Source organism: Epilithonimonas zeae, assembly GCF_023278365.1.
GTDB classification, from domain to species: Bacteria; Bacteroidota; Bacteroidia; order Flavobacteriales; family Weeksellaceae; genus Epilithonimonas; species Epilithonimonas zeae_A.
On record NZ_CP075338.1, the window covers coordinates 1699882 to 1713458 of the forward strand.

Here is a 13577-nt window from a genome sequence, read left to right on the forward strand (position 1 = left end):
GTCGTATTTTTTTGATGGATTACCATCGAATATTTTTATTGATTTGATAGGATTTTATCCTATCCTTTAATAGACCGTCACTTCGGGACTCGTATTTATTTTTCTAAGATTAAATTTTCGGATTTCAGATATGAATAATCTTCTTCTAACACCAAATGACGATAAGCCATTTGAATTTTTGATGATAAACTGTCTTCCCAATTCAGTTTGAAAGGAACGTTATCCAGAGAATCTAAGGCTACAATTTCAGCCGCAGTTCCACAGAAAAATCCGGCATCTGTACCTTGCATTTCTTCCGGTTTGAAAAACTTTTCTTCTGTAGGAATTCCGAATTCTTCACAAAGCTTTAAAGCTGTTGCACGAGTAATTCCCGGAAGAATGCTTCCTTTTGCTGGTGTAAATAATTTTCCGTCTTTTTCGAAGAAAATATTTGCTCCCGAACTTTCAGCTACATTTCCGTCAGCATCAAGGACCAACGCTTCATCATAACCTTTATCCTTAGCTTCCTGACAAGCTAAAATCGAGTTCACATAATGACCGCTGACTTTTGCTTCCACTTTGAAAGCTTTTGGATTCGGACGTTCAAAAGAAGACGTCATAATTCTCATTTTGTTGGCGAGATAACCGTTGTCCCAATTCCAAACTTCGATTACGAGATAACTTTTTTGTCCTTTTGATAATGACATATTCGGAGAACAAATGACAATCGGACGGATATATGCATTACTCAGATTATTAATTTCCAACAATTTGTAAGTTGCTTCTACCATTTCTTCGGTAGAATAATCGAAAGGAATCAGCATAGTTTCTGCTGATTTACGAAGTCTGTCGTAATGTTCCTCTGCTTTGAAAATTTTGGTTCCGTTGACTGTTTTATAAGATTTAATTCCTTCGAAAACGGCATATCCGTAGTGTAAAGATTGGCCGTACAAGTCGGTCTTGGCTTCTTTTGCTTTCACATATGCCCCATCAAAGAAGAGAACACTGTCGTCATTGTAATACATTTTGTGCTGATTTTTTATGTTTGTTATTTGTCTGTTTTAAATAAAAAAACCACTCTCGTGATGAGAGTGGTCTGTATTAATTTCAATTTCAAAAATTATCACAAGCCATCCCTCACCACCGGAATCCGATAATGCTAATAATGACAATAATAATTACTGAATAACTCATCTTTTTGTTTTGAACGGTACAAATGTATAAACTTTATTGAATTTTCAATACAAAAATCAAATTATAAATATCAAAAACTCACAAAATATTTATTTTAATACGATATTCATCAAATCAAAAACAGTCTATAAAGTTCTGATTTTCAGTTGATGGAAGTTGTAGGAATTACGACGTCTAAAATTTTACTTAGAATATGAGGTTTTGTTTTTTAATTTTAATTTTTGATCTGATTTTTTCTAAGAAAAACGAAAAATCCACCGATTGGTGGATTTTGTATTTAGAATAAAACATTATTAAATTAAAAATGAACCTGCTGGATTTCTTCTTCAATTTCTTTTGGTGTTTCGTCTTGAGACTTAATGAAAATCATTGTAATCAAAGCACCCAACAACATACAAACGCCACCAACTATAACATAGTCAATCGCCATTTTTCCGAATAGATTGGAAACAATTGGTCCTCCAAAAATACCATTAATGATTTGAGGAACTACGATAAAAAAATTGAAAATCCCCATATAAACGCCCATTTTTCTTTGTGGAATTGCATCGATTAACATTGCATAAGGCATTGCTAAAATACTAGCCCAAGCAAATCCCAAACCTATCATCGAAATCCAAAGCATTGATGTGTCTTTGATAAAATACATAGAAATCAATCCTAAACCACCACTCGCCAAAGCCAATGCATGGGTTTGCTTTTTCCCGATGATTTTTGCAATAGGCGTCAACAAGAACGCAAAAGGGATTGCAAAAAGATTATATAATCCAAATAAATGTCCTGTTAAATCTCCAGCTCTATTGAAATCGACTGATTTTGTATCTTCCGGTGACAATCCGAAATGATGTGTCGCCAAAGCACTTGTTGTGAAAACCCACATGGTAAATAATGCAAACCAAGAAAAGAATTGAACGATTCCTAATTTCTTCATCAAGCTTGGAATATTCGCAAAATCCTTGAACATATCTGAGAATTTTGAAGGTTCTTCCACGGTTTCTTTTCCGCCTTCAAATTCAGCAAATTCTTGTGGAGAGTATTCTTTGGTTGTGAAAATCGTGTAGAGAATTGAAATAATAAGAACCGTAGCTCCAATGTAGAAAGCATAAATTACATTATCTGCAACATAACCTTCTGGTGCAGCATTTGAGATTCCTAGCTTCGTCAACCAGTTCGGCATTTCTGAGCCAATTACCGCTCCGATTCCAATCAAAATAGTTTGGATAGAAAACCCTAAAGTTCCCTGATGTTTTGGCAACATATCTCCGACCAAAGCCCGGAAAGGTTCCATTGCAATGTTTACGGAAAAGTCCATCATCGCCAGGAAAATTACAGCAAGTAATAAAACATTCGCTGCAATCATGTGCGTTACCGAAGCCGCATTTGGAAGCAAAACCAATCCTATTGCACATAAAACTGCACCAATCAAGAAATAAGGTTTTCTTCTTCCCAACGGACTCCAAGTGTTATCCCCCATATGTCCAATAATTGGCTGGACGATTAAACCTGTAACTGGCGCCACCAGCCAAAACCAGGATAATTCGTGAACGTCTGCTCCAAGATTTGCTAAAATTCTACTGGCATTTCCGTTCTGTAAGCCAAATGCCATCTGGATTCCCAAAAATCCCATACTCATATTGATAATCTGAGCGATGGAAAGATTTGGTTTTATTCTCTTTGTAAAAATTGTATCTGTTTGTTTTGCTCTCATTATTTTAATTTTAGAATTAATGCATCTTCGATAGGTGCTTTAATTTTTGTTACTTCATCCACCAATTCATTAGGAACTGTAACGGACAGAACATATTGTTTCACTTTCCATTTTCCACCGATTTTTTCAACAACGCCAGAACCTCTGCAGATTTTCATTTGTGTATCCAAAATTTCATCAAACCAAGCGTAATTTCCGTCTTTGCTGAAATAAATATTTCGTTTTAGAGATTTGAAATTCCAAGTTGTTTTCTTATCAAAAAATGGTTTTGCCCAATCTTTGAATTCTTTTTTGTTCCAAACTTCCGTTGCATCTGTCCCAATAAAAGTTGATTGTTCTGCAAAACAGTCAAAGTATTTATCAAAATCTGCATTGGCTGCAAACGTATTGAAATCATCCAGTAATTTGTTGATATTCTTTTTCTGAACGTTTTCGTAAAATCCTTTTTTCTGAGCAGAAACAGGAATCGAAAATATCAAAAAAGATAATATGAAAATGGAAATTATTCTTTTCACTTCAAGTTTATTTTTGAGTTTCTATTATTTTTCTTATTAATACAATTTGCCCTAGATGATAATAGTTGTGTTCTATCATACCGTCAAGATTTCTGATGTATGTTCCGTATTTTTCATTGACAAAATCCGCATTGAGTTTTTCTTCAGGTAAATTTTCTATCAATTTTGCAAATTCCTCAGAATCTTTCCAGAAATCATCAAGAAAATTCTCCCATTGTTGCTGAGATTCTACAGGTGGAAAATCGAAACTGAATTTATCTCTGATTTCCAAATCGCCACCAAGCAAAACATTTTTAATTCCTTTAATATAATAATGAATATGTTGTGCAAGAACAGCAATAGTATTCAAATTCTGAAACTTAACCGTAGCCAATTTATAATCCAAATTTTCCAGCTGGTCCTTGAAGTTGGTGTTTGCAATCCAGGTTCCATTCAGGATTACTTCACGAAAACGGCTAGCTAATTGTGATTGAGTTTTCATATTCAAAATATTACATTTTTCCGGTTTTAAATTTCAATTATTTCAATTCTAAAATTAATGAAGATTTTGCAGGAATAGATAAATTAGTTTTTAAATCAAAATCTTTGTCAGAAATGATATCTTTTCCTTTTGTGAAATTCTTCAGACCTTCAGAAAAACGTTTCAAATCTAAGTTTTGATTTTCCTTATTGTTATTGATAACGACCATTACCCTTTTGTTATCCGTATATCGGAAATAAACGTAAACGTTGTTGTTGGGGATATAATGCAAAGTTTTCCCTGTATGAACCGCTTCGTTTGTTTTTCTCCAATTAAGAAGTTTTTTGGTGTAATCAAAATATTCGTTTTGAGATGCTGTTCTTCCGGATTTTGTGAAAGCATTATTGGCATCATCAGCCCAGCCTCCTGGAAAATCTTTACGGATCTCGCCGTCACCACCTTTGTTTTTGTCGCCAGCCATTCCGATTTCGGAACCGTAATATAGTTGCGGAATTCCACGAATGGTCAAAATCAAACTCATTGCTAATTTGTAATCTTCAACTTTTGGAAAAATTTGATTGAATCTGTTCGTATCGTGATTCTCGGCAAAAACCAGAAGATTGTTGATATTCGGATAAAGGAAATCATTCGCCAGATTATCATAAACTCTCTGCATCCCGGAATCCCGGCCAGAATCTTCACGAAAAACCTGACCAAGGGCGTCGTGCAACGTAAAATCCATCACAGAAGGCAGATAAGAATTATAACCTTCTATCGCAGCGATTTTAGAATCCTTTTGCCAATAAGACATTTGCGCCTGATCGTGCATCCAGACCTCTCCGACAATGTTGAATTTTGGATATTCGTCTGTGATTTTTTTTGTCCAATCCGCAATTCCTTTTTTGTCGTTATAAGAATAAGTGTCCACACGGAAACCGTCCAAACCTGCATATTCTATCCACCAGATGGCGTTCTGCGCCATATAAGTCACCACCATTGGATTGCTTTGGTTCATATCAGGCATTGTGGTATCAAACCAGCCGTCCATACAAGCGGCTTCATCTACTTTTGCTGCGTTGCTATCAAACTGGGTTGTCATTCTGTAATTACTTCTCTGGAAGCCATTTTCCTGTCCGTTCCAGTAATGAATCCAGTCTTTTGAAGGCAAATCTTTGATAATCCAACTTTTCGAACCCCAATGATTTGTGACATAATCCATCACGAGTTTCATTTTTCTTTTATGAAGTTCGTCCGCCAGATTTTTATAATCTTCATTAGTTCCATAGCGCGGGTCGATTTTGTAGTAATCACTTTGCGCGTAGCCGTGGTAAGAATATGAAGGTTCATTATCCTCCAACAAAGGTGTGTTCCAAATCGTGGTAACGCCTAATTCCTGAAGGTAATCCAGGTTCTTTACAATACCGGCAATATCTCCACCGTGGCGACCACCTGTTTTGCTTCGGTCTGCTTTTTCAGCCGTGTCTGGCGTATTGTCGTTTTTCGGATTTCCGTTGGCAAAACGGTCTGGCATTATGAGATACATTACATCCGAAGACGTGTAAGAATCTCTATTTGCTGAGTTTTGTAGTCTTTGTTTGAATTCGTAATCGATGGTTTTAACGGTTTTGTTTCCGTTTTTGAAATTCAATTTTGTTTTTCCGGGTTGAACGTCGTTGGTGTCGATTGTTACGAAAAGGTAGTTTGGATTTTCAACTTTTTTGACTTCTTTGATTTTGATTCCAGTCGAAAATTCTGGTTGAAGATTTTGGATATCTTTTCCGTAAACCAATAATTGCAGTTCAGGATTTTTCATCCCGCTCCACCAGAATGCCGGCTCTACTTTCTGTACCTGGGAATAGAAAATAGAAGAAAATACTATGGCAGAAATCGTTAATATTTTTTTCATAAGGTTAATTTTTAAGGTCTATTTAAAATTAAGATTTATATTTTATTGTTGATGATTTTTTTGAACACAAAGTTCACGAAGATTTTCTTGACCAATTTTGCGTTTTAAGGTTCACAAAGGCGTAAAACTTATAAGAGGTAAACGTTGAGAAATTAAATTATTAAATTTTGAATCGTGAAATTATTAAACTGCTAGATTGTTAAATTGTTACATTAAATTTCGGTTCTTTTGGCGATTTTGTTGGCGAGCCAACTTACGTAGAATAATTGAAAACTGTGGTAAATCATTACTGGTAACAAAAACAAAACTTTCTGATCATCCGGAATTCCTAAAACCAGGAGAAACAAACTTCCGTGAACTAAGGATTTTTTTGAACCACAGAAGGTTGTTGTGATAACGTCTTTTGGTTTGAAGTTCAGTTTTTCCGCAACAAATTTTAGAATGTGGTAAGTGGCAAAGAACAGAAACACAACACTAAAAGCCAACGCAACAAAGACAAGATCCGGAACAGCCACAAAAATTTCATCTATGAAAGCATGCGAGAAACTCTCGTAAACTATGAGCAAAATAATCAGTCTGTCGAATTCTGAAATAATATTGGCATATTTTGTCACCCATTTTTTTAATATTGGATTGAGCAAAATTCCTAAAATAATCGGTAACAAAACTTTCAATAACAACTGCTGAATGATTTCAGATTGATTACCAGATTCTGCATTAGCCGTGAGGAAAAAACTCATCCATAATGGCGTCATTACAATTCCGATAATTCCGGAAATGGAAGCGTTGAAAATGGCTGAAGTGACATTCCCTTTTGCAATGGAGACCATTACGACAGATGATGAAACCGTAGAAGGTAAACTCGCTAAAAAGAAAACTGAAAGCCAAATATTGTAATACGGTGTGTCTTTCAGGAATGGATAAAACATCAACGCCAGCAAAGGAAAAATAATAAATGTTCCCGACTGAATCAGCAAATGCAGTTTCCAGTTGGAGACATCTTTTATGACTTCTTTGAGATTGAGTTTCAGTCCATACAACAGAAAAATTCCCGCAATGCCCCAATCTATGAATCCCGCCAAATTAAAATACTGATTATAAGCCTCGTGGAAAGGAATGACTTTCGCCAAGATGACCATTCCTATCAGCAGGAACAGAAAGATATTTTGTTTGTTGAAAATCTTGGAAATCCAATTCATTTAGTAGGATTTTTGAGAAAAAAAATTAAGAAAAACTTTGTCAAAGGTTGAACTTTGACAAAGTTTTATTTGGAGTTAAATGCCATAGCCCCGATAGTAGCGGCTACCCCACAGCAAGCCTTGGGAAAAGCTTTAGCGCGAGGAGTAATAGCGAATAGCGGGATTAAGCTCCTTGATAATTAATTACCCCGTCTTCCGAACAAGTTCGGAAGCCATCTCTTCGAGAAAACGGAATTTCTATTTCACTGGCTTCACAGAAATGGCATAACCACCACTTCTTACCAAATGAACCGGCAATTTTGTCTTGCTATCAACGGTCTTTTTGTAAATATGATAACTCTGTGGATTGTTGATGTAATCTGCATCTTTTCCATCTTCGTAAATAGTCGCTTCGTACTTTTTACCTTTGTCAAGGAATGAGAAATCTACTGTAAAATCTCTTGGATTTTCGTCGGTAACGCCACCTACGAACCAATTGTCGGCACCTTTCGCTTTACGAGCTGTATGGATGTAATCTCCAGGTTCCGCCGAAAGGATTTTGGTGTCGTCCCAATCCGCCGCAACATCTTTGATGAACTGGAAAGCGTCCATATGTTTTGCGTAATTCTCCGGTAAATCAGCCGCCATTTGCAAAGGCATATACATCACGACATAAAGCGCCAATTGTTTAGCTAAAGTCGTCTGAACAAAACGTTTGTCGCCTGGGAAATAGTAATCTAACTTAGTCTGGAAGATCCCAGGCGTGTAGTCCATAGAACCGCCCATCCAACGTGTGAAAGGAAGAATCGTCTGATGGTCTGGTTTGTTTCCACCGAAAGCTTCGTACTCTGTTCCTCGTGCTGCTTCTGCAGAAATCCAGTTTGGATATGTTCTGCTTTCTCCACCTGGACGAACCGCTTCGTGAGAATTGACCATTAATTTATAATCATTAGCCTTTTCTGCAATTCTGTAGTAATGATTAATTGTCCATTGGGAATAATGATGTTCACCCCTTGGAATTATGTCACCTACATAACCTGTTTTTACAGATTTGTAACCGTATTTGTTCATCAATTTGAATGCATCATCTGCCCATCTTTCGTAGTTGGTTGCAGAACCAGAAGTCTCGTGGTGCATAATCAAACTGATACCTTTTGAGTGTGCATAATCATTCAGCATTTTGATATCAAAATCTGGGTAAGGCGTGATAAAATCGAAGACGAATTCTTTGGAATGCCCGAACCAATCTTCCCAACCTGTGTTCCAGCCTTCTATTAATAATCCTTGGAAGCCATTAGCTGCAGCAAAGTCGATGTATTCTTTAACCTTAGTATTGTTGGCAGCGTGTTTTCCGTTGGGCGTCAATTTAGAAAAATCTGTTTTTCCGATGTGTACATTTTCTGCGGTTGAGTATGCCCATTGTGATTTCCCGATAATCATTTCCCACCAAACGCCCATATATTTGGTTGGTTTGATGTATGAAGTGTCTTTATATTTGGTAGGTTCGTTGAGATTGAACATCATTTTCGAATCCATTACATCTTCTGCTTTCGGTGCAACGATAATGGTTCTCCAAGGCGTCACAGTAGGCGTTTGAATATAACCTTTCGCACCCTGCCTGTCAGCTGTTAAATGGGTTTTGAATTTGAAATTCTGAGCATCCACTTCCAAATGTGAAGCCGGATAATCTAAAACTGCAGCTTCTCCAACATTGATATACAACTGGTCTTTTCCTTCCTTTTTCAACATCAAAGGTGACTGAACTGCATTCTTGATCAAAGTTTGGGAAGCATTTGAGTCATAAGCTTTTGGCCATTGAGCTGGGATTTCGGAAATTTTAGTAGTCTGATATTGATATTCCTGAGAATCGTAGTCCGCGACAATCCACCAAGCCTTCATATCGGTTGGAAAATCGATTTCAGAATCTTCTTCTCTGATTACGAAATAATTCAGATTTTTTTGTTGAGGGAATTCATACCTAAAACCTAATCCGTCATTGAATAATCTGAATTTTACAACAATACTTCTATCGGAAGAAGTTTGATTCAGAGTCAATGCTAACTCGTTGTAATTGTTGATGTAGTTTTTCTTTTCTCCAAGAATCGGCTGCCAAGTTTCATTTTTAGAATCTCTTTTCTCCGCTGTTTTTGTGAAACCGTTATTGAGGTCAAAACTTGCATCTTCTGGTTTTGCAATCTCGGAAGCAAACTTGATAGAAGAATCTTTGAACAGTCTTAATCCTAATTTAGAATCTTCTACAACTACGTTTCCGTTATATTTCAGATTATAAACTGGAACGCCGTTTTTCAATTGGAAATTCATCTCAAATTTTCCGTCCGGAGACTTTAGACTTTGAGCATAAACTCCGTTAAACATCATAGTAAGCAAAGCTGCTCCAATGGTGATTTTTTTCATTTTTTTCTAAGGTTTATATATGTGTTACAAGATACCAAAAGTATTGATAAGGCACAATAAAAAAATAACCGATTTTAGCAATCGGTTATTTTTTTAGTAAAATAAATTATTGTTTTATTATTGAGAAAGCGCCAGAACTGTCATTAAAATAGATATTGTAAGTTCCTGCTTTCACTGTAATATCAGAACCACCTTGTGTACCTATACCAAAATCTTCGTCATCGCTTCCCCAGTTTACATCCCAAGCGTTATTAGCTCTAAATTTTAACTTCCCATTGGTAAGCGTTACGTTTGTAAGATACCAAATGTGAGGATCTGTAGAAGACTGTGTCATCGCTGTACTAGCATCCCAAGCATTAGGTGTAGCATCTCCAATAATTCCTATCGTAGAATATGTTGTTGTAGGAGGTGTTACTGCTTCCAAAGTGTATGTCATTGTAGCAACATTAGCACTGAATTTGTAATAACCTGCTGTAGCAACAGTTATATTACCCGAGCCTCCATCTGAACTTAAAGTACCTGCTGAAGAACCCGCACCATACTGTGCATCCCAGCTCCCTTTTATTTTGATCAACTTGAAGCCGCCTGCTTTGAAATATCCTGTGTAAGTATAAGCTGCATTTACAGAATGACTTCCTAAAAGAGGATACATATTAGCATTACTTGCACTGTTATCCCATCCCGCAGCTGTAGCATCTCCTACTAAATATAAATTGATAAACTCAACTTTGTAAGGTGTCATCTTAGCAGTAGAAACTGCAGATTTCAATTCAATCGAAGGTGTTGAAAAATTGGTTATTGCAGTTACTCTAAAATCAAACTCTCCTTCTTGATTGGCCATACCTCCAGCATTTAATGCTGCTGTGTTAAGGTCTTTATTGGTTACATCTAAAGACAGAGCATTGGTTACTTGTCCTAATGTAAGAAAAGTAGTATCACCTTTTTTAGCAACTTCTACTTTGTAAACCACATCAGCAGTTCCATAACTGGAATAATCTGTCCAAGTGATTTTGGTAGCAATAGCAGATTGATCCGCAGAGCTTAGGACAATTGTACTTCCAGCAGTTGGAGCAGTAATAACTGGTCCATTAACAGGATAAACTGTAACACCAAAACTAATAGCATTAGAAACCTCTGACCCTTTTTCTATTCTTATATAAACTGTTTTAGACGTAAAAGGAGAATAACCAGCTTGTAATAATTTGGTATTAAGGTTTCCAATAGTTGTAGTAAATGTATTTGAGTTTGATTTACCCAATTCTGTCTTAGCTGCGAAATCTTCTGTTGTAGACAAAACCACCGAATACTCTCCACTTCCAGCAGATTCCCAAGTCAAGGTAAATGGGTTATTCTTCATAGTTTCATACAACACATTGTTAGCTCCTAAGGATGTATCATTCAATTTGAAACTAGCTTCTGGTGTTGTCCAGTCTCTGTCAGCATCGTTATCACAAGCCACGAAAATTATCGAAACTAACAATGATGCAAGAAAAAATTTAAATATATTTTTCATAAATTTTTTAATTAACGATTAAGAGTATTTAAATTACTCTGTAGGAATTAAAGTATAATGACCTGTAGAATCATTAAAATAAACATCATAAGTCCATTCTGCTGATACCGGAATATCCGCTCCATTAGCTGTTCCTACTCCAAAATATTCAGAATTAGTACCCCAATTTAAATCCCAAGCATTATTAGCACGGAATTTTACTACACCAGTTTTTAAACTTACAGCTGTAGCAGACTTCCATAAATGAGGATCAAAAGTAGATTTTGTTAATTGAACATCTGTATTTTCAGTCGCAGTTCCATATAGAGAAACTGAGTCATAAGTCGTAACAGGACTGTCAATTTTTGTCAAAGAATATGTTAAATCAGCTGTATTAACTGACAATTTGTAATATCCTTCTGTAGCTACCGCGATATCACTTGATCCTCCATCTGTACTTAATTGTCCATCTGCAGAACCCTTTCCAAACTGAGCATCCCAAGAACCTTTAACCTTAATCATTTTAAAACCTCCAACTTTGAATAGCCCTACGAACTCATAAACAGAAGAGTTAGATGTTTTTAACATTGGTAACAAATTGGCATTCGTACTTAAATTATCCCAACCTGCAGCAGTTGCATTTCCAATAAGATATAAGTCTGTGTAATTGTAAGTTGGTCTTGCAAGGTAAGGTGTGATGTTCAGTGAAGTGATATTTGAAATCTGAGACAAATCTTTATTAGGCCCTACATAAGATAATACTCTTACGTACATTTTTTGAGCAACATCAGGAACAAACCCTATTGATTTTGCTGCATTATTCATTTCCAAAGTCGTAAATGTTGAATAATATTGGGAAGGCACAGTTGGTCCTAAATTTTTTGGATTTTCAAACCCCTCTGTTGCACTTATTTCCAATTGATAAACCACTTGTACTGGCACCGTCAATTCTGCTGATTTCCATGTAACCGTCAATGCTGGATTTGCAGGAAAGTTGGAATCTAAAATTAAATCATTTTTAGACAAATCCATCACAATGGGTGCGGATTGGGTTTCTATATTAATAATCTCACGATCCTCACACGAAATCATACCTAAGATTAATCCTGCCGCAAGAAAAAAGTGTTTGAATATATTATTTTTCATTGTTGTTAAAATTAATGGATTAATAACCAGGATTCTGTTTAAGATTTGGGTTTACCGCCAAATCATTATTAGGAATTGGGAAAAGATTACGATATTCTCCTACAGCAACACCTTCTTTTACATTTCCTTTCCAAGGCCACAGATAAGCTGAAGATGTAAATTTACCGTAACGGATAAGATCTGTTCTCCTTGTCATTTCCCAAGATAGTTCTCTAGATCTCTCATCAAGAATAAAATCTAAATTAATGACAGAGATTGTAGAAGCATTTGCTCTAGTTCTAAGTGCATTAACATAACTTACAGCAGTACTCATACTTCCGCCTCCGCCACGCAAAACTGCTTCAGCATACATCAAATAGATATCCGCTAATCTATACATTGGTAAATCCGTATCCACCCATTGTACATCTTGTCCTGGAGAGCCGTCGCTTTTCAAATTCTTATATTTAATGAAAGCATAACCATCATTAAAATTTCCTAAATCATTGATTTCCAAAGTCTGTCCATCTTTATAAAAACGCCCTCTTAAATCATTTGGTTCAAATTTATTTACAAAAGCTTTAGTGGTTCTAAGTCCACCCCAGCCACCGTTAACTCCAAATTGAGCAGGATCCATAGACCCTCCAATTGCTGCATGAACTAGATAAGTTGTTCCTCCATTTGTTTGAGTTCTTACGCCATCATAAACGACAGAAAAAATATTTTCGAGATTGTTTACATTATTATCTGCTAGGAAAAGATTTTCATACTTTGGATTTAATCCATATCCCGCAGCAATCACTTTATCACAGTTTGCAATTACATCAGAATACCTCTCGGTTCCGTTATAAACTTTTGCATTAAGATACAATCTTGCCAAAAGAGACCAAGCAGCTGCTTTATCTAACCTTCCATATTCATTTGTTTTAGGAGCTTTTAAACCTGCTTCAGCTTCTTTTAATTGGGCTTCAACGTAAGTAAAAAGATCAGCTCTTTTAATTTGTTGTGGTACAGTACCTAATGTTGTTTCATCTACAAAAGGTACATTTCCATACATATCCAGCAAATGGTAATACGATTGAGCTCTCAAAAACTTAGCTTCAGCTCTCATTATTCTCGCCTCATCAGCATTTGCACCAGTAATTCCATTAAGACTAAGCTTTTCATCAGTTGTATTTCTAATAAATTCATTACAATATGCAATTTCAGTATAGAGTCTATAATACATTGCGTTGTTAAATTCATTAGCAGGTGTCCAAATCATTTTATGAAACTCATGTAGGGTCCCATCATTCCACCCTATTACAGCTTCATCCGTTGTAATCACCTGCATCGTATAAAGTAAACGTGTGTAGATAGAAAAACCGCCATCAATATCTGCAATATCTCCTCCTCCGTCGCCACCTTCTTGTCCGCCGACAGCTAATCCACCATATAATTTTGCTAAAATACTCTTGTAATTGCTAAAATCTTTATACAAACTTGCAGCGGTTACGTCAGTAATTGGTTCTTGTTTTAAGTCATCAATACAAGAACTTAGAGCCAACGTCAATGATAATACAGATGCTGCTATTATTCCTTTTATTTTAAATTTTTTCATTTTTT

10 protein-coding genes are annotated in these 13577 nt (G+C 36.0%); all 10 read right to left on the bottom strand.

Translation table 11 applies throughout. The features are described from left to right. Window positions 1-95: 95 nt before the first annotated feature. The 10 genes from ilvE to KI430_RS07560 all read right to left on the bottom strand — a co-directional run bounded on the left by ilvE (window position 96) and on the right by KI430_RS07560 (window position 13572). Window positions 96-1004, bottom strand: coding sequence for a branched-chain-amino-acid transaminase (gene ilvE, locus KI430_RS07515; protein ID WP_248877764.1), 909 nt, complete (start codon window positions 1002-1004; stop codon window positions 96-98). A 467-nt stretch (window positions 1005-1471) separates the two neighbouring features. Next, on the bottom strand, window positions 1472-2881 hold the full coding sequence (locus KI430_RS07520) for an MFS transporter (protein WP_248877766.1): 1410 nt from the start codon (window positions 2879-2881) through the stop codon (window positions 1472-1474). After that, window positions 2881-3396 carry a nuclear transport factor 2 family protein gene (locus KI430_RS07525; RefSeq protein ID WP_248877768.1) on the bottom strand — a complete coding sequence of 172 codons (516 nt, stop codon included), beginning with the start codon at window positions 3394-3396 and terminating at the stop codon, window positions 2881-2883. The genes KI430_RS07520 and KI430_RS07525 overlap by 1 nt, the downstream gene beginning before the upstream one ends. A 7-nt stretch (window positions 3397-3403) precedes the next feature. Then, window positions 3404-3877, bottom strand: a complete 474-nt coding sequence (locus KI430_RS07530) for a DUF1572 family protein (protein WP_248877770.1) — start codon at window positions 3875-3877, stop codon at window positions 3404-3406. Between the two features lie 37 nt (window positions 3878-3914). Continuing rightward, complete coding sequence (locus KI430_RS07535) at window positions 3915-5762, bottom strand: glycoside hydrolase family 13 protein (protein WP_248877772.1); 1848 nt, start codon at window positions 5760-5762, stop codon at window positions 3915-3917. 212 nt (window positions 5763-5974) lie between these two features. Further along, a complete protein-coding gene (locus KI430_RS07540; protein WP_248877774.1) occupies window positions 5975-6961 on the bottom strand; it encodes a bile acid:sodium symporter in 987 nt (328 codons plus the stop codon). Window positions 6962-7198: 237 nt separating this feature from the next. Continuing rightward, window positions 7199-9355 (bottom strand): glycoside hydrolase family 97 protein, encoded by a 2157-nt coding sequence (locus KI430_RS07545; protein WP_248877775.1) that lies wholly within the window; start codon window positions 9353-9355, stop codon window positions 7199-7201. A 106-nt stretch (window positions 9356-9461) separates the two neighbouring features. Further along, complete coding sequence (locus KI430_RS07550) at window positions 9462-10868, bottom strand: SusE domain-containing protein (protein WP_248877776.1); 1407 nt, start codon at window positions 10866-10868, stop codon at window positions 9462-9464. A 33-nt stretch (window positions 10869-10901) separates the two neighbouring features. Beyond that, window positions 10902-11993, bottom strand: a complete 1092-nt coding sequence (locus KI430_RS07555; RefSeq protein ID WP_248877779.1) for a SusF/SusE family outer membrane protein — start codon at window positions 11991-11993, stop codon at window positions 10902-10904. 19 nt (window positions 11994-12012) lie between these two features. Next, entirely contained in the window at window positions 12013-13572 is a 1560-nt protein-coding gene (locus tag KI430_RS07560) for a RagB/SusD family nutrient uptake outer membrane protein (protein ID WP_248877781.1), read from the bottom strand. Window positions 13573-13577 lie beyond the last annotated feature (5 nt).

What these genes read in the sequence shown, in the direction of transcription:
- ilvE (WP_248877764.1), bottom strand. Translation starts at nt 1,004, where the DNA reads ATGTATTACAATGACGACAGTGTTCTCTTCTTTGATGGGGCATATGTG.
- KI430_RS07520 (WP_248877766.1), bottom strand. Translation starts at nt 2,881, where the DNA reads ATGAGAGCAAAACAAACAGATACAATTTTTACAAAGAGAATAAAACCA.
- KI430_RS07530 (WP_248877770.1), bottom strand. Translation starts at nt 3,877, where the DNA reads ATGAAAACTCAATCACAATTAGCTAGCCGTTTTCGTGAAGTAATCCTG.
- KI430_RS07535 (WP_248877772.1), bottom strand. Translation starts at nt 5,762, where the DNA reads ATGAAAAAAATATTAACGATTTCTGCCATAGTATTTTCTTCTATTTTC.
- KI430_RS07540 (WP_248877774.1), bottom strand. Translation starts at nt 6,961, where the DNA reads ATGAATTGGATTTCCAAGATTTTCAACAAACAAAATATCTTTCTGTTC.
- KI430_RS07545 (WP_248877775.1), bottom strand. Translation starts at nt 9,355, where the DNA reads ATGAAAAAAATCACCATTGGAGCAGCTTTGCTTACTATGATGTTTAAC.
- KI430_RS07550 (WP_248877776.1), bottom strand. Translation starts at nt 10,868, where the DNA reads ATGAAAAATATATTTAAATTTTTTCTTGCATCATTGTTAGTTTCGATA.
- KI430_RS07555 (WP_248877779.1), bottom strand. Translation starts at nt 11,993, where the DNA reads ATGAAAAATAATATATTCAAACACTTTTTTCTTGCGGCAGGATTAATC.
- KI430_RS07560 (WP_248877781.1), bottom strand. Translation starts at nt 13,572, where the DNA reads ATGAAAAAATTTAAAATAAAAGGAATAATAGCAGCATCTGTATTATCA.